The 21,903-nt window shown below is 53.4% G+C and carries 17 protein-coding genes; 12 read left to right on the forward strand and 5 right to left on the reverse strand.

From position 1 onward, the window contains the following. The first annotated feature begins 40 nt into the window (after positions 1-40). The 3 genes from BV494_RS21085 to lplT all read left to right on the forward strand — a co-directional run bounded on the left by BV494_RS21085 (position 41) and on the right by lplT (position 6,007). Entirely contained in the window at positions 41-2,311 is a 2,271-nt protein-coding gene (locus BV494_RS21085; protein ID WP_104924590.1) for a molybdopterin guanine dinucleotide-containing S/N-oxide reductase, read from the forward strand. Positions 2,312-2,636: 325 nt separating this feature from the next. Beyond that, the gene (aas, locus tag BV494_RS21090) at positions 2,637-4,802 is read left to right on the forward strand and encodes a bifunctional acyl-ACP--phospholipid O-acyltransferase/long-chain-fatty-acid--ACP ligase (RefSeq protein WP_104924591.1); all 2,166 of its coding nucleotides are present in this window, start codon (positions 2,637-2,639) and stop codon (positions 4,800-4,802) included. Beyond that, a complete protein-coding gene (lplT, locus tag BV494_RS21095; protein ID WP_104924592.1) occupies positions 4,799-6,007 on the forward strand; it encodes a lysophospholipid transporter LplT in 1,209 nt (402 codons plus the stop codon). Before aas ends, lplT begins: the two co-directional genes overlap by 4 nt. A gap of 71 nt (positions 6,008-6,078) precedes the next feature. On the opposite strand, the gene BV494_RS21100 is transcribed toward lplT, so the two are convergent. The 3 genes from BV494_RS21100 to mutH all read right to left on the reverse strand — a co-directional run bounded on the left by BV494_RS21100 (position 6,079) and on the right by mutH (position 8,320). Further along, positions 6,079-7,119: an NADP(H)-dependent aldo-keto reductase gene (locus BV494_RS21100; protein WP_104924593.1), complete on the reverse strand. Its 1,041-nt coding sequence runs from the start codon at positions 7,117-7,119 to the stop codon at positions 6,079-6,081. A gap of 171 nt (positions 7,120-7,290) precedes the next feature. Continuing rightward, positions 7,291-7,509, reverse strand: coding sequence for a YgdI/YgdR family lipoprotein (locus tag BV494_RS21105; RefSeq protein WP_104924864.1), 219 nt, complete (start codon positions 7,507-7,509; stop codon positions 7,291-7,293). Between the two features lie 124 nt (positions 7,510-7,633). Next, on the reverse strand, positions 7,634-8,320 hold the full coding sequence (gene mutH / locus BV494_RS21110; RefSeq protein ID WP_104924594.1) for a DNA mismatch repair endonuclease MutH: 687 nt from the start codon (positions 8,318-8,320) through the stop codon (positions 7,634-7,636). Between the two features lie 693 nt (positions 8,321-9,013). On the opposite strand from mutH, the gene rppH reads away from it, so the two are divergent. The 9 genes from rppH (at position 9,014) to ptrA (ending at position 18,998) form a co-directional block, all read left to right on the forward strand. Further along, positions 9,014-9,541 (forward strand): RNA pyrophosphohydrolase, encoded by a 528-nt coding sequence (rppH, locus tag BV494_RS21115; RefSeq protein ID WP_104924595.1) that lies wholly within the window; start codon positions 9,014-9,016, stop codon positions 9,539-9,541. Positions 9,542-9,552: 11 nt separating this feature from the next. Then, entirely contained in the window at positions 9,553-11,799 is a 2,247-nt protein-coding gene (ptsP, locus tag BV494_RS21120; RefSeq protein WP_104924596.1) for a phosphoenolpyruvate--protein phosphotransferase, read from the forward strand. A 182-nt stretch (positions 11,800-11,981) separates the two neighbouring features. After that, entirely contained in the window at positions 11,982-12,851 is an 870-nt protein-coding gene (lgt, locus tag BV494_RS21125; protein ID WP_104924597.1) for a prolipoprotein diacylglyceryl transferase, read from the forward strand. 6 nt (positions 12,852-12,857) lie between these two features. Then, positions 12,858-13,652, forward strand: a complete 795-nt coding sequence (gene thyA, locus BV494_RS21130; RefSeq protein ID WP_104924598.1) for a thymidylate synthase — start codon at positions 12,858-12,860, stop codon at positions 13,650-13,652. 250 nt (positions 13,653-13,902) lie between these two features. Then, positions 13,903-14,397, forward strand: a complete 495-nt coding sequence (locus BV494_RS21135) for a prepilin peptidase-dependent protein (RefSeq protein WP_255414935.1) — start codon at positions 13,903-13,905, stop codon at positions 14,395-14,397. After that, positions 14,388-14,975, forward strand: coding sequence for a prepilin peptidase-dependent protein (locus tag BV494_RS21140; RefSeq protein WP_104924600.1), 588 nt, complete (start codon positions 14,388-14,390; stop codon positions 14,973-14,975). Before BV494_RS21135 ends, BV494_RS21140 begins: the two co-directional genes overlap by 10 nt. Beyond that, the gene (locus BV494_RS21145) at positions 14,972-15,460 is read left to right on the forward strand and encodes a YgdB family protein (protein ID WP_226789996.1); all 489 of its coding nucleotides are present in this window, start codon (positions 14,972-14,974) and stop codon (positions 15,458-15,460) included. Before BV494_RS21140 ends, BV494_RS21145 begins: the two co-directional genes overlap by 4 nt. After that, positions 15,453-15,809 (forward strand): prepilin-type N-terminal cleavage/methylation domain-containing protein, encoded by a 357-nt coding sequence (locus tag BV494_RS21150; protein ID WP_104924601.1) that lies wholly within the window; start codon positions 15,453-15,455, stop codon positions 15,807-15,809. The genes BV494_RS21145 and BV494_RS21150 overlap by 8 nt, the downstream gene beginning before the upstream one ends. Positions 15,810-16,112: 303 nt before the next feature. Next, positions 16,113-18,998 (forward strand): pitrilysin, encoded by a 2,886-nt coding sequence (gene ptrA / locus BV494_RS21155; protein ID WP_104924602.1) that lies wholly within the window; start codon positions 16,113-16,115, stop codon positions 18,996-18,998. Between the two features lie 53 nt (positions 18,999-19,051). Here ptrA and BV494_RS21160 read toward each other — a convergent pair whose 3' ends face one another. After that, positions 19,052-20,374, reverse strand: coding sequence for an IS4 family transposase (locus tag BV494_RS21160; protein WP_104921321.1), 1,323 nt, complete (start codon positions 20,372-20,374; stop codon positions 19,052-19,054). Between the two features lie 128 nt (positions 20,375-20,502). Beyond that, positions 20,503-21,828 carry an amino-acid N-acetyltransferase gene (gene argA / locus BV494_RS21165; protein ID WP_104924603.1) on the reverse strand — a complete coding sequence of 442 codons (1,326 nt, stop codon included), beginning with the start codon at positions 21,826-21,828 and terminating at the stop codon, positions 20,503-20,505. Positions 21,829-21,903: the final 75 nt, after the last annotated feature.

Genomic DNA, 21,903 nt, shown 5'->3' on the forward strand with positions numbered 1-21,903 from the left:
TTTTTAAGGCTATTCACCCGCGCTGAGAAAAAGAAAAAATATGTCGATAAAACGTTACCCGCAACTGGCCCACTGGGGCGCGTACACCGCCGTGGTGGAAGACGGCCGGTTGATCCGCTGCGAACCCTATTCCGCCGACGCTGATCCTTCGCCTTTACTCGATTCGATTGCGCCGCTGGTGTATTCGGAAAAACGTATCCGCAAACCGGCGGTGCGCCGTTCCTGGCTTCAAAAGCGCGAAAACAGCGATCGCTCGCTGCGCGGGCGTGAAGATTTTGTCGAAGTGGACTGGGATCTGGCGCTGGATCTGGTGGCTGAAGAGAACAAACGCGTGCGCGACCGTTACGGCGCATCCGGGATTTTCAACGGTTCTTACGGCTGGTCTTCTGCGGGGCGTTTACATCATGCCCGTTCGCTGGTGCGCCGTTTTTATTTCACCGGCGGCGGCGGTGTGGATCAGCAGGGAAACTACAGCTGGGGCTCGGCGCAGTTTTTCCTGCCGTATGTGATTGGCACGTTTACGCCACTGACCGGCCGCGTCACATCGTGGCCGAGCGTGGTGGAACACGCAGAAATCCTGCTGGCCTTCGGCGGTCTGGCGCTGAAAAATGCGCAAGTGGCGTCCGGCGGTGCGGTGGAACATACGCTGAAACCGGCGCTGGAACAGCTGGCGAAAAAAGGCACGCGGGTGATTAACATCAGCCCGATGCGCGATGACTGCCCGGAATTCGTCAATGCCGAGTGGATCCCGATCCGCCCGAACACTGACGCAGCGCTGATGATGGCGATAGCCTATGAAATTCAGCGCAAAGATGCACAGGACGATGCGTTTCTGGCGAGCCACTGCGTGGGGTATCCGCAACTGGCGGCCTATCTGCGCGGTGATACCGACGGCGTCGCGAAAACGCCTGAGTGGGCGAGCCAGATTACCGGCGTTCCGGCTGAACGGATTGCGCGGCTGGCCGACGATCTGACGGGCGTCCGCAGCTTTATCACCTGTTCTTACTCCGTGCAGCGCGCCCACCGCGGCGAACAGCCGTACTGGATGATGATCGCCCTTTCCGCCATGCTCGGGCAGGTTGGTTTGCCGGGCGGCGGCTTCTCGTTTGGTCACGGTTCGATGAACAGCGTCGGCAATCCGCGTTTTGACACGCCGGGGCCTGCCGTCAGCGCCGGGCCGAATCCTTCCGGTTTGTCGATTCCGGTGGCGCGTATCAGCGACATGTTGCTCAACCCCGGTCAGCCGTACGAATTCCAGGGCGAGACGCTGAATTATCCTGACATTCATCTGGTTCACTGGGCGGGCGGCAATCCGTTCCATCACCATCAGCAGCTCAACCGTCTGGTCGAAGGCTGGCAGAAACCGGACACCGTGATCGTGCAGGATAACGTCTGGACACCGGCCGCGCAGATGGCCGACATCGTGCTGCCTGCGACCACCTCGCTTGAGCGCAATGATATCGGCGGTTCTTCGCGCGACCGTTTCGTGCTGGCGATGCATCAGGCCGTCGCGCCGCAGCATCAGGCGCGTAACGATTTTGATATTTTCGCCGATATCGCCGACCGTCTCGGTTACCGCGAGCAGTTCACGCAGGGGCGCAACGAAGATCAGTGGCTGCGCCATATTTACCGTCAGTGCGGTGAAGCGCAGAAAGGGACCGGCGTGGAATGGCCCGACTTTGAAACGTTCTGGGAACGCGGTTTTGTTGAGTTACCGACGCCGGAAAAAGATTACGTGTTCTTTGAAGAATTCCGCAAAAGCCCGCGCGCGAATCCGCTGGGCACGCACAGCGGAAAAATCGAATTGTTCTCCGAAACCATCGCCGGATACGGTTACGAAGATTTCGCACCGCACCCGGAATGGCAGCCGCCGGTGGAATGGCTGGGTGCAGAAACGGCCAAAGAGTGGCCGCTGCATCTGATTTCTATTCAGCCGAAAGACAGGCTGCACAGTCAGCTCGATCAGTCGCCGCTGGCACAGTCGAATAAAACCGCCGGAAAAGAAACGCTGTTTATGCACCCTGAAGACGCGGCCAGCCGCCAGCTGAACGACGGCGATCGGGTGAAAGTGCATAACGCGCGCGGCAGCTGTCTGGCGGGGGTTTCGTTCAATGACGGCATAACGCGCGGCGTGGTGCTGATGTCCACCGGTGCCTGGTTTGATCCGGGCTTTGGCGGTAAATGGCAGGAAACCGAACAGGCGGGGAATCCGAACGTCCTGACGCTGGATATCGGCACGTCGCGTTTAACGCAAGGGCCGAATGCGATGAGCTGCCTGGTGGAAGTCTCAAAAATCGCATTAAATGACTAAAATCGGGGCTATTTTCACCACTGGTTACACTTTGCGGAATTATGTTTCGATTGCCTGCTGGCTGATGATCGTGCAAACCCGCTAAATTGAACGTCCCAGAGGTATTGATTGGTGAATCATCAACGTGCTCTGCATGTTGATACCGATTAAATTTGCACCAACCTACGCGGATGCGTAGGTTTTTTTTTGCCTCAAACCTGACAACTTCATCAGGCTCCTCCTAAACTCTCATGTGACTGTCGTGATTCTTCTGTCGCTTATAGTATGCTGTTTCCCCAACCTTTTTCTTTCAAGATCAGGGATGACACATAAGGAGATGGCAAACATGTATAACTTTCTTTTCGCCGCGTTCAGGTGGCTGTTCCGCATAGCGTTCCGGGTGACCGTCACGCCGGCGAAATCCTCATTTAATTACCCGCGTTTATTGCTCACGCCCAATCACGTTTCTTTTATAGACGGCATGCTGCTGGTGCTTTTCCTGCCGGTTAAACCGGTATTCGCGGTGTATTCCAACATTACTGATACCTGGTTTATGCGCTGGCTGAAGCCGTACGTGGACTTCATGCCGCTGGATCCGACCAAACCGATGGCGATTAAACACCTGATCCGCGAAGTGGAGAAGGGGCGTCCGGTGGTGGTTTTCCCGGAAGGGCGCATCACGGTCACCGGTTCATTAATGAAGATTTATGACGGCGCGGCCTTTGTGGCGGCGAAGTCTCAGGCCACGGTGATCCCGATCCGTATCGATGGCGCGGAGTTCACGCCATTTGGACGCCTGTTCGGCAGCTTCAAAATCCGCTGGTTCCCGAAAGTGACGATCAACGTTTTACCGGCGGTGACGATCCCGATGCCGGAAGCCGCGCGTTCACGTGACCGCCGCGTGCTGGCCGGTGAACAACTGCATAAAGTGATGATGCAGGCGCGCATGGAAACCCGCGAGCCGGAAACGTTGTATCAGGCGTTTCTGTCGGCGCAAACCCGCTATGGCCGCCGCAAACCCTGCATCGCCGATGTTTCTTTCAAGGAAGATTCGTATCAGGGCCTGCTGAAAAAATCCCTCGGCGTCAGCCGTATCCTGCAACGGTTTACCCGCGAAGGGGAACACGTCGGGATGCTACTGCCGAATGCGACAATCATGGCGGCGGCGCTGTTCGGTGCGTCGATGCGCAACCGTATTCCGGCCTTGCTCAATTACACTGCCGGGGCAAAAGGGCTGCAAAGCGCCATGAAAGCGGCGCAAATCAAGACGATCATTACGTCCCGCCAGTTCCTCGAAAAAGGCAAACTGACGCATCTGCCGGAGAATGTCCCGGAAGCTAACTGGGTGTATCTGGAAGATTTGAAAGATACCGTCACGTTGCAGGACAAGCTGTGGATCCTTTTCCACCTGATTTTCCCGCGTCGGGCCATGCTGCCGCAACAGGCCGACGATGCCGCGCTGGTGCTGTTTACCTCCGGCTCCGAAGGCAATCCGAAAGGCGTGGTGCATTCTCATGCAAGCCTGCTGGCGAACGTCGAGCAAATCCGCACGGTGGCAGATTTCACCCCGCGCGACCGTTTCATGTCATCCCTGCCGCTGTTCCATGCGTTCGGTCTTACCGTCGGTCTGTTAACGCCGATCATGACCGGCGCGCGCGTGTTCCTGTATCCGAGCCCGCTGCATTACCGCATCGTGCCGGAGCTGGTCTACGATCAGAACTGCAACGTGTTGTTCGGGACTTCCACCTTCCTCGGCAACTACGCCCGCTTTGCACATCCTTATGATTTTGCGCGTTTGCGCTATGTCGTTGCTGGCGCAGAAAAACTGGCGGAAAGCACCAAGGAAATCTGGCAGAACAAATTCGGTATCCGCATTCTCGAAGGCTATGGCGTGACCGAATGCGCGCCGGTGGTGGCGATTAACGTGCCGATGGCGGCGAAAGTGAATACTGTCGGTAAGATTTTGCCGGGCATGGAATCACGTCTGATTAACGTGCCGGGCATTGAAGAAGGCGGACGCCTGCAACTGCGTGGTCCGAACATCATGAAAGGCTATCTGCGCGTTGAAAATCCGGGCGTACTGGAAGTGCCGCAGGCCGAAAACGCCGACGGCGAAATGCAGGCGGGCTGGTATGACACCGGTGATATCGTCACGCTGGATGACAAAGGTTTCTGCGCCATTCGTGGCCGCGTGAAACGTTTTGCCAAACTGGCCGGTGAAATGGTGTCGCTGGAAAGCGTCGAGCAACTGGCGATTAAAGCGTCGCCGGATAAACAACATGCGGCGACGTCACGCACTGACAGCAGTAAAGGCGAAGCGCTGGTGCTGTTTACCACCGACCCGGAATTACGCCGTGATGCCCTGAGTAAAGCCGCCCGCGAACTGGGGCTGCCGGAACTTAGCGTGCCGCGCGATATTCGCGTGGTGAAAGCCTTGCCGTTGCTGGGCAGCGGTAAACCTGATTTTGTCACCCTGCGCGAGATGGCAGAAAACCCGGAGAGTGAGGCATGAGCCAACCTTCTATGGCGGCGTCGCCGCTGATGTCGAAAAGCATGACGGCCGTGATCGTCGCGCAGTTTCTGTCTGCGTTTGGCGATAACGCGCTGCTGTTTGCCGCGCTGGCGCTGATAAAACAACAGCTGTATCCCGACTGGAGTCAGCCGGTTTTGCAGATGGCGTTTGTCGCCACCTATATCATTCTCGCGCCGTTCGTCGGGCAGTTCGCTGACAGCTTCTCGAAAGGCCGCGTGATGATGGTCGCTAACCTGCTGAAACTCGGCGGGGCGGCGGTGATTTGCGCCGGACTGAACCCGTTCCTCGGCTATACGCTGGTGGGGATTGGCGCGGCGGCGTATTCACCGGCCAAATACGGCATTTTGGGTGAAATCGCCAGCGGCGAGCAACTGGTCAAAGCCAACGGCATGATGGAAGCCTCGACCATTGCGGCGATCCTCCTCGGATCGGTTGCCGGTGGCGCGCTGGCTGACTGGAGCATTCTGGCGGCGCTCGGCATCTGCGTGCTGGCGTATGGCGCGGCGGTCGCGGCGAACTGGTTTATTCCCAAGCTGACACCGGCGCGTCCGGGGCAATCCTGGAACCCGGCCAAAATGACGCGGACGTTTTTCTCTGCCTGCAAAACCCTGTGGCAGGATGGCGAAACCCGCTTTTCGCTGGTCGGTACCAGCCTGTTCTGGGGCGCGGGCGTGACGCTGCGTTTCCTGCTGGTGCTGTGGGTGCCGGTGGCACTGGGCATTACCGATAACAAAACGCCAACGCTGCTGAACGCGATGGTCGCCATCGGTATTGTGTTTGGTGCCGGTGCGGCCGCGAAACTCATCCGCCTTGATACCGTGAAGCGCTGCCTGCCTGCGGGTGTGGCGATCGGGATTGCCGTGGTGGTATTCGCCCTGCAAACCAGCATGCTGAGTTCGTACATTGTGCTGGTGGTTGTCGGGATCCTCGGCGGCTTCTTCGTGGTTCCGCTGAACGCGCTGTTACAGCATCGCGGTAAAATTTCCGTCGGTGCCGGTAATGCGATTGCGGTGCAGAACCTTGGCGAGAACACGGCGATGTTGCTGATGCTCGGCTTGTATTCGCTGGTGGTGATGGCGGGTGCGCCAGTCGTGGCGATTGGTATCGGCTTCGGCGTGGTGTTTGCCCTGGCGATTACCGCACTGTGGATCTGGAAGAATATGCAGAAACGCCGTCTGGCGTGAGGCTGTTTTTATAGCCATTCCGCAAAAGTAAAAGGGCGCTGAGCGCCCTTTTTTATGTCTGAAATCCGGCGTTACGGAGCCGGGATCGTGAAGCGTTTATGGATTTCTTCCAGCTCAACCAGAATATCGCCTTCAAGCGTCAGGTCCTGGCTGTCGATGTTGATTTTCAGCTGTTCCAGCGTGGTCGCACCCAGCAGCGTGCTGGCAACGAACGGTTGCTGGCGCACGAAGGCCAGAGCCATCTGCGAAGGATCCAGATTGTGTTTCTTCGCCAGCGCCACGTATTCCGCGATCGCCGCTTCGGACTGCGGTGAGGAATAACGGGTAAAGCGGCTGAACAGCGTATTACGGGCATTCGCCGGTTTCGCACCGTTCAGGTATTTCCCGCTCAGGGTACCGAACGCCAGGCTTGAATACGCCAGCAATTCGACGCCTTCGTACTGACTGATTTCCGCCAGACCGATTTCAAAACTGCGGTTAAGCAGGCTGTAAGGGTTTTGAATGGAAACGATACGCGGCAGGTCGTGTTTCTCGGCCAGTTGCAGGTAACGCATCACGCCCCACGGTGTTTCGTTGGACACACCGATGTAGCGGATTTTACCGGCGCGCACTTGCTCGTTCAGCGCTTCCAGCGTTTCCAGCAACGTCACCGGAGATTGATCCTGCGTGTACTGGTAGCTCAGTTTGCCAAAGAAATTGGTCTGACGCTGTGGCCAGTGCAGCTGATATAAGTCCAGATAATCCGTATTCAGACGTTTCAGGCTGGCATCCAGCGCCGCACGGATATTTTTGCGATCCAGCATCTGGCCCGGACGGATGGAGTTGTCGTTACCGCGCGAAGGACCGGCGACTTTACTCGCCAGAATGATCTTCTCACGATTGCCGCGGGCTTTCAGCCAGCTGCCAATATAGCTTTCCGTCAGGCCCTGCGTTTCAGGACGCGGCGGAACGGGATACATTTCTGCGGTATCAATCAGGTTTATGCCCGCCGCAACGGCGTAATCCAGTTGCTGGTGGGCGTCGGCTTCGCTGTTCTGTTCACCAAAAGTCATGGTGCCAAGTCCCAGTAAGCTCACTTCTAAAGAACTGTGGGGTATACGGTGATATTGCATTGCCGGTCTTCCTTTCTATCTGAGAATATCAGCCTAACGAAAAAGCGCCTTTAGTGACTATATACAAGGCAGGAACAAGGGGGAAGGGGGCAAACAGGCGGTAATAACGCGGGCGGCACGTATCGCCACCCGTGTTGCAGCATCAGGCCGAAAGGGCTGAGGACGTGGTATTTAGCGTTTCATGACCTGGCTGACGTTATCGTTGTTGATCTGACGTTGATTACCCTGTTCATCGGTGTAACTGAGCAGACCGGTAGATTTATCCAGCTCCGGTTTACCGTCGGTCAGGATCATATTGCCGTCTTTGGTGGAAATCACGTAGTCACTGGCGCAGCCCGCGAGGCCAATAACCAGAAGCACTGCGCTGGTCAGCATTAACGTTTTCTTCATCATTGTTGTTATTCCTTTGTTTACGTCGAAGATTTTGAGTCACGGAAAATGATCTACAGTCTAGCGTAGCAAAAGGAATCAAAAGTGGCAGAAAAGGTGTGTGAAATTTTATAAATTTCGGTAATCAAAGCAGAAAGTGGCGCGCCAGCAACGCTGAGGTGAAGCGTTTCTTAAGATAAAAGCCGCGGGGAAGGGTCAGGATCGGCTGCCCGAATTCGCCGATAGCTTCTGTCAGAGCCTTGCTGTTGGCGGCTTTCGGGCGCAGTTGCAGATATTCACCGTGGCGGGCGGTAATGCTTTCCACTTTGCCCAGCACGATCAAATCCATCAGCTCTTCCCAGTCCTGACGCAGTTGTTCGTCTTCTTCCTGCGTCGGTTTCCACAGTAAAGGTGCGCCGACATGCCGGTCAGCCAGTGGGATCTGACGCTCGCCTTCCACGGGGATCCACAAGACGCGGGCCAGTTTGTGTCGAACATGGCTGCTTTCCCACGTTACGCCGCTGTTTCCGGTTAAGGGCGCGACGCACACAAAAGTGGTTTCCAGCGGTTTTCCACCGGAATCAACCGGGATCGTTTTCAGCTCAATGCCAATGTCTGCAAAATCCTGCTCAGGTTTACTGCCCGCAACGGCCCCGAGATACACTTCCAGCAACATACCGACCCAGCCTTTTTCACGTTTCAAATTCGCCGGAATAGGCAAACCTGCGTGTGCGGCCAGCTCGCCTAATGTATGACCGGCAAGAGATTGCGCGCGTTGCAGCAGCACGTTTTCATCACGGGGTGGCTGTGTTGCAGGTAAAGGAATCGACATAAAAAACAATGCTCATTCAATAGATTAAATTTCGTACTGCTTTTATCCCGCGCAGTGAATAAAAAGTTATACCTGAAGGATGGGGGAATAATAGCATGATTTACCTTAGTTTTTTTTCCGCTTTCCTGCGCGTTTTGCGTGCTAAAGAGTAGGTTGATCACCTGTTGAAGGCGACAATGAACAGGATCCCCCCCTAGTTATCCACAGATTTCTTGGATAACCTTGCCTTTAACCGATCACTGGTTCGATTTACAGGCTTGACGGATAGGGTTTTACCCAATTTTTGCCCCGGCAACGTCAACTTTTAGTCGATCGCTGTGGATAAAAACGTCATTGGTCGATCTTTCACCAGATGACTTTTCAATGTGATTTAGTTCTCATTTTTGAGCATGGGGTAACATGATATTCTATGGTTAGTTTTATGTTTTTTAAGGATTTTGTTTGATTTGTTTTTTCTCCGAAAAATAAGTTCAAAATAGTTTTACCCCGCTTACTCTTAAGTTCTTCACATATCTATCCACAGAAAAAGTGAATAAAATCGGGATGATTTCTAAAATCTGTTTATAACTTTGGTCATAACTGTGAGTTATCCCATTTTTATTCATGCCAATCGGCGTTAACCAGTGGTTTACCGCCTGTTGGTAGTATGAAACAATCAGAACATCTATGAGTTTAAGCTATTGAGGTAGTCCGGTGATCGATGATGATGGCTACCGCCCGAATGTTGGTATCGTAATCTGTGACAAGCAGGGTCAGGTGTTATGGGCCAGACGATACGGTCAGCACTCCTGGCAGTTTCCACAGGGGGGAATCAACCCCGGTGAAACCGCTGAGCAGGCCATGTACCGCGAGCTGTTTGAGGAAGTGGGGCTTGGCCGTAAAGATGTACGTATTCTGGCTTCGACCCGTAACTGGTTACGTTATAAATTGCCAAAACGTTTGGTGCGTTGGGACACAAAGCCGGTTTGTATCGGCCAAAAGCAAAAATGGTTCTTGCTGCAACTGATGTGTAACGATGCGGATATCAATATGCAGCGCAGCAGCACGCCTGAATTTGATGGCTGGCGTTGGGTGAGTTTCTGGTATCCGGTTCGTCAGGTGGTGTCATTTAAACGTGATGTCTACCGTCGTGTAATGAAGGAGTTTTCAGCCAACATTATGCCGATGCAGGAAGTCTCCCTTCCAAAGACATCACCCGCTTATCGTCGTAAAAGAGGCTAAGTCACGAAGAAATGCTCACGCGTTTGCGAGAAATTGTTGAAAAGGTAGCAATGGCGTCCAGCCTGAACGATGCGCTGGACGTACTGGTCAACGAAACCTGCCTGGCGATGGACACTGAAGTGTGTTCAGTCTATCTCGCTGACAATGACCGCCGTTGTTACTATCTGATGGCGACGCGGGGTTTGAAAAAACCTCGCGGGCGTACTATTACCCTGGCATTTGATCAGGGGATCGTGGGTCTGGTCGGGCGTCTGGCTGAACCCATCAACCTTGCCGACGCGCAGAGCCACCCAAGTTTCAAATATATTCCCGCCGTCAAAGAAGATCTTTTCCGATCTTTCTTAGGCGTGCCGATCATTCACCGTCGTCAGTTGCTGGGCGTGCTGGTTATTCAGCAGCGCGAGCATCGTCAGTTTGATGAAAGTGAAGAATCCTTTATGGTCACGCTGGCCACGCAACTGGCGGCGATCCTTTCTCAGGCACAACTCAATGTGCTTTACGGGCGTTTTCGTCAGACCCGCGTTCGCGCACTGGCTGCATCGCCCGGTGTGGCGATTGGCATTGGCTGGCAGGACAGCTCGCAGCCCTCGCTCGAACATGTCTACATGGCGTCCACGCTGGATACCGTTCGTGAACGCGAGCGGCTGACCCGTGCGCTGGAAGATGCTGGCGCTGAATTCCGCCGTTTCAGTAAACGCTTTACGGCCAGCGCGCAGAAAGAAAGCGCGGCGATTTTCGACCTCTATTCCCACTTACTCAATGATGCGCGCCTCAAGCGCGAGCTTTTTGCGCAGATTGATCAGGGCGCAGTGGCGGAATGGGCGGTCAAAAAGGTTGTTGAAGAATTTGCCGCACAGTTTGCCAGCCTGCAGGATACCTACCTGCGTGAGCGCGGCAGCGATTTACGCGCACTCGGCCAGCGGTTGGTGTTTCATCTCGACGATACCATTCAGGGCAATACTCAGTGGCCGGAACGTTTCATTCTGGTCGCCGATGAACTGACTGCAACATTGCTTGCGGAAGTTCCGCAAGACCGGCTGGCGGGCGTCGTCGTCCGTGACGGCGCAGCGAACTCGCACGCGGCGATCTTAGTCCGTGCGATGGGTGTCCCGACCATTATGGGTGCGGACATACAGCCTGCGTTGCTGAGCCAGCGTCAGCTGATTGTTGATGGTTACCGTGGCGAACTGCTGATTGACCCGGAAGCGGTGCTGGTTACCGAATACAAACGGCTGATCAGCGAAGAAATGGAGCTGAGCCAGAAAGCCGAAGATGATGTTGAGCAACCGGCAGCGCTGAAAAGTGGTGAGCGGGTGCAGATAATGCTCAACGCCGGGCTGAGTGCCGATCACGAAAAACTGTTTGGCAGCCGCGTTGACGGTGTCGGGCTATATCGCACAGAAATTCCGTTCATGCTGCAAAGCGGCTTCCCTTCTGAAGAAGAGCAGGTTGCGCAGTATCAGGGCATGTTGCAGCTCTTTCCGCAAAAATCGGTCACGCTGCGCACGCTGGATATCGGTTCTGACAAACAATTGCCGTATATGCCGATCAGCGAAGAAAACCCGTGTCTGGGCTGGCGTGGTATCCGTATCACGCTCGATCAGCCCGAGATTTTCCTGATTCAGGTTCGTGCCATGCTGCGTGCCAATGCGGCTACCGGCAATCTCGGCATTCTGTTGCCGATGGTCACCAGCCTCGAAGAAATTGACGAAGCCCGTCGGCTCATTGATCGCGCCGGTCGCGAAGTCGAAGAACAGTTAGGTTATGAACTGCCGCCTACGCGTCTGGGCGTGATGATTGAAGTGCCTTCAATGATCTTCATGCTCCCGGCGCTGGTCGGAAGAGTGGAATTTATCTCGGTGGGGACTAACGATTTAACGCAATATTTGCTGGCGGTTGACCGCAACAATACCCGTGTTGCCGGGCTTTACGACAGCCTGCATCCGGCAATGTTGCGCGTGCTTAAACAGATTGTCACCACTGCGGAAACTGCCGGGCTGGATGTCAGTTTATGTGGCGAAATGGCCGGTGATCCGATGGGCGCGCTGCTGCTGACCGGCATGGGGTTCCGCAATCTCAGCATGAACGGGCGCAGCGTGGCCCGTATAAAATACCTGCTTCGCCGCATTGAATTACACGATGCCGAAGAGCTGGCCAGCCGCGTTCTACAGGCGCATTTCACCACAGATGTGCGCCATATGACGGCGGCATTTATGGAACGACGCGGTCTGGGCGGCCTGATCCGCGGCGGTAAATAAATACCTTACGCGGTACGCTCTGCCGCGTAACTTCTGCTTTGACCGTATTTCTGCGCACAATGAGAAGATTTTTTACAGAACTTTTCCAGCGGCTTAGCCCCGGAAAACCTCCCGGCTATGCTACTATTCGCTCCCTGCTGGCCCTTAACCGGGCGATAATGATAAACAATTTGTGGTGATAGATGAGCAACAGCTATCTGGCGTTTCCCCAGTTTGACCCGGTGATTTTCTCGATCGGACCGGTATCTCTTCACTGGTACGGACTGATGTATCTGATCGGTTTTGTCTTCGCGATGTGGCTGGCAGTTCGCCGTGCCAACAAGCCAGGCAGCGGCTGGAACAAAGAGGAAGTAGAGAATTTACTCTATGCCGGTTTCCTCGGTGTGTTCCTCGGTGGTCGTATTGGTTATGTCTTCTTCTATAACCTGCCTCTGTTCCTCGACAATCCTCTGTATCTTTTCAAAGTGTGGGACGGCGGTATGTCCTTCCACGGCGGTCTGATTGGTGTGATCGTTGTGATGCTTATTTTCGCCCGTCGTACTAAACGTAATTTCTTCCAGGTTGCTGACTTTATTGCTCCGTTGATCCCGTTCGGTCTGGGTGCCGGACGTCTCGGTAACTTCATTAACGGCGAACTCTGGGGCCGCGTGACCACGGATGTGCCTTGGGCGATGCTGTTCCCCGGCTCCCGTCAGGAAGATATCGCGATTGCCGCCGCTGACCCTAAATGGCAGCCGCTACTGAACCAGTACGGCGTTCTGCCGCGCCATCCTTCACAGCTGTATGAACTGCTGCTTGAAGGTATCGTGCTGTTCATCATCCTGAACGTCTTTATTCGCAAATCACGCCCGATGGGTGCGGTGTCAGGCCTGTTCCTGATTGGCTACGGCTTATTCCGCATCATCGTCGAACATTTCCGCCAGCCGGATGCACAACTGGGGCTGTTCGATGGGGTCATCAGCATGGGGCAGGTTCTGTCCATCCCGATGGTGGTCATTGGCCTGATTATGATGGTCTGGGCATATCGCCGTCCGCAGAAACAATTGTCGTGAGGTAACATGAAACAGTATCTGGATTTAATGCAGAAAGTGCTCGATGAGGGCACCCCTAAAGCCGACCGTACCGGGACTGGCACGTTGTCGATTTTTGGTCATCAGATGCGTTTCAATTTGCAGGAAGGCTTCCCGCTGGTCACCACGAAAAAATGCCATTTGCGCTCGATCATTCATGAACTTCTGTGGTTCCTGAAAGGCGAAACCAATATCGCCTATCTGCGTGAAAACAACGTCAGCATCTGGGACGAGTGGGCAGATGAAAACGGCGACCTCGGCCCGGTGTACGGCAAACAGTGGCGTGCGTGGGGGGCTGCTGATGGCACGCAAATCGATCAGTTGTCGAATGTGATTAAGCAACTGAAACAGGACCCGAATTCCCGCCGTATTATTGTTTCCGCCTGGAACGTGGGTGAGCTGGATCAGATGGCGCTGGCTCCTTGCCATGCCTTCTTCCAGTTCTATGTGGCTGACGGTAAATTGTCCTGCCAGCTGTATCAGCGCTCGTGCGATATCTTCCTCGGCTTGCCGTTTAATATTGCCAGCTATGCACTGCTGGTTCACATGATGGCGCAACAGTGCGACCTGCAAGTGGGCGATTTTGTCTGGACCGGTGGCGATACCCATCTGTACAGCAACCACATGGAACAGACGCATTTGCAACTGAGCCGTGAACCACGTGCATTGCCGAAACTGATCATCAAGCGCAAACCTGCCTCCCTGTTTGATTACAACTTCGAAGATTTCGAGATTGAAGGGTACGATCCGCACCCGGCAATCAAAGCGCCCGTCGCTATCTGACCCTTCGTTGTTCGCCGCCTGTCACTCTGGTCAGGCGGCCACTTCTCTTTAACGCCTTTCTCCCTGCTGCCATACGTTTTACACCTTTCCCTGACGATTTCAGCCCCGGTTTCGCACTCCTTTTCATTCCTGCGAGACACCGCGCAACGTTTTTGCCATGTGCGCTTTGTTGCACATATTGTTCCCGAGACGTGCCGGAAAAATGCGTTTTGCCTGTGGCGGTAAAAAGTTAAATGCCTAACCTGACCGCATGAAAACAACGCAACGGACAGGAGAACAGGGAATGTCGCTGATAGAAATGATGGTCGTAGTCATCATCGTGGCGATGTGCGCACTCTGGGGGATGCACAGCTGGCGTGGATATCAGCAGGCGCTGAAACTTGAGCAGCATGCTCAGCGGCTGCGTCTGTACCTCTACGGCGTGCAGACCGAAGCCAATAACCACAACCGTTCCGCCGTGCTATGGGTCATGAGCGGAACGGGTGGTTGCGTGGGAACCGGGCTGCGTTCTGTGGACTGCACTGCCGCCGGAGGCAAGGTGTTTGTCGTTAATGACCCGGAAATTGAATTGCTCGATTTTTCAGATAACGCGACGGGATTTTACGGGCTGAGAAATTCGGCCATGCCGGGACATCTCACACTGAAAAATGCGGCGGGCAGTCTGCGGCTCGTTCTTTCTGCGCGCGGAAGATTGCGGGTATGCAGTGAACATCAGTCTTTACTGGGGATTGCGTCATGTCAGTAATCTCGCGAAACAGCCTCGGATTCACATTGCCGGAAGTGATGATGGCGATGGGGTTAGGCAGCATGCTGATGCTTAGTGCGGCACAAATCTACCCGATGATGCGTCAGAGAAGTCAAAGCCTTGGCAGGCATTATCAGCTCGATCAGCTTCTGCGGCAGACGACGTTTACAATGGAGAAAGATCTGCGCCGTGCAGGGTTTTGCAACGGCAGTTGCGAGGGAAAGTCCGTCATCATCGGGAATGCCGCTGGGGAGGCCGCGGGTTCCTGTGTGATCGCAATTTACGACCTGAACCGTAACGGGAAATGGGAAAAACCCGGTACGGCAGAATCTGAATATTTTGGCTATCGCCTGCGTCAGGGGGGAATTGAAATTCAACGCGGAGCGGCTGATTGCAGTGGCTCCGGCTGGGAAAAGCTGCTCGATCCTGCGGAGGTTAGTGTGACAAAGTTTAACGTCACTGAGCAAACCGGCGGATCTGACGGTCATTTATTTTCCCTTCAGCTGGAAGCCCGCTGGAGTAAAAATCCTTTTATTCATCAGCAGGTCAGCGCGCTGGTTGCGGGGCATAACCTGTGAAGGCGGTAGTGAATTTTACCGGTGCGGAACGCCAGCGCGGCAGCGCCATTATATTGAGCGTTATGGTGATGATGGGGCTGGGGCTTATTGCCCTTAACTCATTACAGCAGCAACTTTCGGCCGGGCTGGCGCTAACTTCCAGCCAGCACCGGTTTGTTATTGCCTGGGAAAATGCTTCCACAGCATTAGCCTGGGGAGCTCAGTATAACGGGAAGGTTTTCACCGGTTCTGACTGGCAGTGCCAGGCTGTGCCCGCAGGGTTGGTGCTTTCAGGGCAAGGCCGGGTCTGTGTGCGCCCGTCACTGCGCCCGGATGTGTTTCTGCTGCGCGGGGAAGGGGAAGGGGTGGAGGGCAGTGAGCCCGTGATGCAGTTTCAGCAGGCCAGTGGCAAAAAACAGGCTGACGGCACGATGGTTTTTATTCCGCTGAAACAAGGATGGCTGGATTTTTGCCCTGAAACTAACGAGCTAATATGTAATGGGTGATGTACCGGGGACAGATGAAATTTCACAGAAGGGTTTCAGTCTGCCCGAAGCTCTGATTGCCGCATTTTTGCTGTCAGTTTCTATTTTAGGGCTGCTCAATTATTACCAGTCACTGACGTATGGGTTTATGCGTCAGTGGCAGGTGCAACAGGCATGGTCTGAGGCGCATTCGCAGCTGGAAGCTTACGCAGCAACAGGGCGGAGCCACGAAACCGTCATGAAAGGCTGGGAATATCAGCTGTCGGAGATTTCTGCAGGGCAATCGTGCCAACGGGTCAATGTGGTTATACGGTCACCGGCAAAATATCAGGCAATTTTGCAGCGGTTAATCTGCAAATCAGGCGGCTAAATGGCAGCAGAACAGCTTCAGAATAAGTCGTTAAAATACCCTCAAGCCGCTTGCAATGACAGGCTAACAGCTTAGAGTGGTTTAACAGGGTGATTTTCCCCTGCAGGAAGATTCAGGTTTGGGAATAAAATGTGACGGAGCTCCTGACTGCCTATCCCGGTTCGATTTTTTGACAACTATCCTGCGTCTGCGGGGTCTGAGTAGACCTGATAGCAGAAAACAGCAGGTTGAGATCTATCAGTTGTTGAACTGTTTATTTTTAGTGCCCGTGGGGCATATTTACTCGATTGAGGGAGAGTGGCAATGTTGAAACAGGTTACCCGAGTTTCAGGGTTACTGTTGTTGTTGACCTTTTGGGCCCCTGTAGTCGCAAGTGCCGCCGTCTGGCAGCCTTATGCACAAGCTATTAATAAAAGTCAGAACGACCCCCGTCTGTATCAGGCGATAAAGCTCGATAATGATATGACGGTTTTGCTGGTTTCTGACCCTCAGGCGCCCAAGTCTCTTGCTGCGCTGGCTATTCCGGTCGGCTCTCTGGAAGACCCCGATTCCCAGCTTGGCCTTGCCCATTACACAGAACACATGCTTCTGATGGGGTCAAAGAAGTATCCTCAGCCTGAAAGCCTCTCTGAATTCCTCAAAAAACACGGCGGCAGCCATAACGGCAGCACCGCGTCTTACCGCACGGCCTTTTATCTGGAAGTTGAAAACGATGCCCTGCCGGAAGCGGTAGATCGTCTTTCGGACGCCATTGGTGAGCCATTGCTGGATCCGGCTAACGGTGACCGCGAGCGTAATGCGGTGAATGCCGAACTGACGATGGCGCGTTCGCGTGACGGGATGCGTATGGCGCAGGTTCGGGCCGAAACGTTAAACCCTGAACACCCGGCGGCCCGTTATTCCGGCGGTAATCTGGATACCTTAAAAGATAAACCGGGCAGTAAACTTCACGATCAGCTCACCGCGTTCTATCACCGCTATTATTCTGCCAATCTGCTGGTGGGGGTTATTTACAGCAACAAACCGTTGCCGGAACTGGCTGAACTGGCCGCCAGTACTTTTGGAAAGATAGCCAATCACCATGCCGTTGTGCCACCGATTACCGTGCCAACAGTGACGGCAGAGCAAAAAGGTGAATTCATCCACTTTGTTCCCGCACAGCCCCGAAAAGAATTGCGTATTGAATTTGCCATCGACAATAACAGTGCCGACTTTCGTAGTAAAACAGATACTTATATCAGCTACCTGATTGGCAACCGCAGCCTGAATACGTTGTCAGACTGGTTGCAAAAGCAAGGATACGCCGACGGGATCAGCGCCGGTGCGGATCCGATGGTTAACCGGAATATGGGAGTATTTAATATCTCTGTTTCCCTGACGGATAAAGGGCTTGCCCAGCGCGACACGGTGATTGCCGCCATTTTCAGCTATCTCAATGAGATGCGTGAGCAGGGCGTTAAGAAATCCTATTTCGACGAGATTGCTCATGTCATGGCGCTCGATTTCCGTTATCCGGCGTTAACCCGCGATATGGATTATGTGGAATGGCTGGTTGATACCATGCTGCGCGTGCCGGTTGAACATGTGTTGGATTCACCGTATCTGACCGATCAGTACGATCCCAAGGCTATCGCATCGCGTCTGGATGAAATGACGCCGCAAAATGCGCGTTACTGGATCATCAGCCCGAATGAGCCGCACAACAAAGTGGCTTACTTTATGGATGCACCTTACGAAGTTGATAAAGTGCCGCCGCAAACCTTCGAGCAATGGAAAACGCTGGCGCAGGGCATCACGTTGTCGCTGCCAGCGCTGAATCCGTACATTCCCGATTCTCTGGCACTGGTGACAAAAGACTCTACGGCGACCAAACCTGAGTTGCTGGTGGAAGATAAAGGGCTGCGTGTTTTCTACATGCCGAGCCGGTATTTCGCCGATGAGCCGAAAGCCAATGTCACGGTTTCATTCCGTAATGAAGAGGCGCTAAGTTCGGCAAAAAATCAGGTGTTGTACGGCCTGACGGATTATCTGACCGGGGTTGCGTTTGATCAGCTGAGCTATCAGGCGTCTATTGGCGGGATTACGTTCGGAACCTCTCCGGACAACGGTCTGCAATTTACCGCTACCGGCTTCACTGAATGCCTGCCTGATCTGCTGGCCGCATTAGTGGATAACTATCCGAACTTTAAACCGACACAGGAACAGCTGGATCAGGCGAAATCCTGGTATCTGGAACGCTTATCTTCAGCCGATAAAGGCAAAGCTTTCGAGCTGGCGTTGCAGCCGGTCCAGCTGCTTTCCCGTGTGCCATATACGGAACGCGCCGAGCGTGAAAAGTTAGTGGCGCAAATTACCCTTGATGACGTGAATGCTTACCGCGAACAATTGATTCACCATGCCGCCGTTGAAGTGATGGTGGTGGGGAACATGACCGCCGGTCAGGTCAGGGCGATGTCACAGCAGATTATGCAGAAGCTTGGCGCGCACGGCACCGAATGGTGGCGCGGTAAGCAGGCTGAAGTGACTGAGCCGATGAAGGCTAATATCCAGCGTACCGGCACCAGTACGGATTCTGCGCTGGCGGCGGTATATGTGCCACGGGGTTACGACGAAGTGCAGAGTATGGGGTATAGCGCTCTGTTGGGGCAGATTATTCAGCCTTGGTTCTACAGCCAGTTGCGTACACAGGAACAGCTGGGATACGCCGTGTTTGCTTTCCCGATCCCGGTCGGGAAACAGTGGGGGATCGGCTTCCTGCTGCAAAGCAACAGCAAACAACCTGACTATCTTTATCAGCGTTATCTGGCATTTTATCCGCAGGCTGAAAAGCGTTTGCGTGAGATGAAAGATGATGAATTCCTGCAATATAAGCAGGGGCTGGTGAATGAAATGCAGCAACGTCCGCAGACGCTGGATGAGGAAGCCGATCGTCTGGGGAATGACTTCAGCCGAGGAAATGCTCAGTTTGATACCCGGACAAACGTGATCCGCGTGATTGCCGGATTAACGCAGACGCAGCTGGCGGACTATTTCCATCAGGCCGTGATTGCGCAAGAGGGTCTGGCGATGCTGTCTCAGGTTTCTGGCAACGACAGTAAAACGCCGCAGTACGCTGCACCGGAAGGCTTTAAAACCTGGCCGGACACCTCGACCTTGCAGCAGGCTCTGAAATCGCAAACCAGCAAATAGAAATTGCAGAGTTGAGTAAAAGTAAAAGGACGCGAAAGCGTAATGCCGCTCGCTTAAGAACGAGCGGCTTTCTTTTTAGTTGGATACTTTGCAGGGCGAGCCAGTACTTCTCTTGGATAAGCTGGCCTTTTGCGTTTTTCAGGTAAGATTAATCGCTTACCTGACTCTCGTAAGTCTCTTAGTTTTCTAGGTATTGTTCCCGGCGTTCGCCCTGAACACCACAAAAATTCCTCTTGTATCAGCCGCAATGCATTTATGAAGCTTATGCGCAAAGGGTGGACATTGAAGTCATCAGCCATTCGCCTCATTTCCAATCGAACGAGATTGTAACTAATTAATATTCCCCAAATTTCCTGGTAGATCCCCGCCGGTTTTTGGCTTCTTAAGATATTTGTATTTCCCAACTGACTGCATTTTAGCTCGCTGTAACCTTGTTCTATTTCCCATCTTTCCCAGTACACTTGAATGATGTCTTCGAAAGGATATTTTTCAGGGTCTTTCATTGATGTAATGAATTCTTTTATCTCTCCAGAAGGTTTTATTATCAATACCTTACGAGCCAACCATGTGTGGGGAAGATGCGGGAACTGTTTTCTGGCCTGCGGAGAAACCGGCATTTCAATAAGCTGATCGTATTCAGAATACTGCTCGATAACTTTGTGCCTCATTTTACTTTTCACCGGTGTTAGCCAGTGTGTATTCGCTCCTGCGCCTTCCCAGGAAAGTAAAAGTTCTGCGGAAAAGTAAGCCCGGTCAAAGAGGGTCAGTGAGTTTTCCTGAACGGAGCTAACCAACTGTTGTGCATAATATATTTCGCTGTTCTTTACCGGCCCAAATGCAACATCAGTGATCAAATGACTGCGCGCAGACATAAGCGCAACGAGTAAAACCGAAGGGAATGAGTTACTACCGGAAGCAAAACCAAAGGATTTATTCTCAGGAGTATCCGGGGCTCTGAATTGGGTTCCGTCGACGCTGAATACTTTGAGGCCACATACAAATTTTTCCGTATCTTCTTTGTCCCACTGCTCAGAGGTGGAATAGAAAAGATGTCGAAGGGGCTCGAACCCCAGGCGCTGCCTGGCTTTGACCAGACTACTCGTTGCCATGGGCGAGAAATTACCGTGGCTGTCAGGAAAGGCTAAATCGAGTTTATCGCAGACATCAGAAATAGAACGGTTACGCATCAAAGCAATTCCAAGGACAAGCCAGACGACCTGTTCAGCGGGAAATCTTCGTCTGCGAACAGTCGCTCTGCCGGTTTGACTGAGAGCTTGTTCAATCCATTCGAGAGGAATATTTTTTTGAAAAGAATCAATAGATTCAGGGTAGTTAAATGCGGCGGCAACCTGAAGTTGTTCGGAAAGTAGGCTCATAAGGTGTCTGGCTCAAACGATGTTTGAGCCAGATTGTCGCCTAACTGCAGGATCGTTCAAGTTCTCTTAAACGATCAGCATTACGCGAAAGCGTCCTTTTTTACGGGCAAAATACGGTGTTGTGATTTTCAGAGATCGGAAATCAGGATCTTAGACCGGCGCTGATAATTGTACATTTCCTGTTTCTGAATCGGCAGAACGTCAACTTCCGCAGGTTTAAAACCACGCTCCTGGAACCAGTGAATACTGCGGGTCGTCAGAACAAATAACCGGTTCAGACCCATTTGTTTGGCCTGGCTGGCGACGCGTTGCAGCAGCATTTCACCGCGTGAAGAACTGCGATAATCCGGATGAACCGCCACGCAGGCCATTTCGCCAATCCCTTCGTCGTGGAACGGATAGAGCGCGGCACAGGCAATCGTCAGATTATCGCGTTCGATAATGGTGAATTTATCGATTTCCATTTCCAGTTGCTCGCGGGAGCGGCGCACCAGAATACCTTGTTGCTCCAGCGGGCGGATCAGCTCGAGAATACCGCCGATGTCGTTGATGGTGGCGCGGCGAACCTGCTCGGCGCTTTCCATGACGATTTGCGTACCAATACCGTCGCGTGAGAACAGTTCCTGAACCAGCGCGCCATCTTCCTGATAACTGATCAGATGACTGCGACGCACGCCGCTGCGGCAGGCTTTCACCGCACCACGCAGGAATCGTACCGTGCCTGAAAGATAATCTCCGCTCGCTTCCATTAAGTCGATGCGTTGCTGCGCTTCATTAGGGAACAACTCAGAGATAATATTTCCCTCGTCGTTGATCACGCCCTGTGAAGAGCAGAAGCCGATCATCTTCTCAGCTTTCAGCTTGATAGCCATCTGTGTCGCGACTTCTTCGGATGTCAGATTGAAGCTTTCGCCGGTGACGGAAACCGCAACCGGGCCGAGCAGTACAATCGCATTGCTGTCGAGCTGGCGGTGAATGGCTTCTTCATCGATACGGCGTATGCGGCCACTGTGGCAGTAATCAATACCGTCATCGACGCCCAGCGGCTGAGCAATGATAAAGTTCCCGCTGACTACGTTGATATGCGCGCCTTGCAGTGGCGTATTATTCAGGCTCATGGAAAGCCGCGCGGTGATATCAAGCTGTAACAAACCCGCTGCCTGCTTCACCAGTTCAAGGGCGCGGGCATCCGTGACGCGGATGTTTTTGTGATAAATCGGCTCGTAATTGTGCTCAGAAAGGTTCTCATCAATCTGTGGACGCGCGCCATAAACCACTACCAGACGTATACCTAAACTGTGTAACAGCCCGATATCATTGACGATATTGCTGAAGTTCTCATGTTCTATGGCTTCCCCACCGAGCATGACCACGAACGTTTTGCCACGGTGCGCATTTATATAGGGAACTGTGTGGCGAAATCCCTGAACCAGTTCTGTACTACGTTCCTTCACGGCAAAACCTCGTATGAATTTTTATTCGTAATTTTTGTATTTTTATTCTTTTGTCGGCGTGTGGCAAGTAAGAAA

The sequence above is a fragment of the Rahnella sikkimica genome, from assembly GCF_002951615.1.
GTDB lineage: Bacteria > Pseudomonadota > Gammaproteobacteria > Enterobacterales > Enterobacteriaceae > Rahnella > Rahnella sikkimica.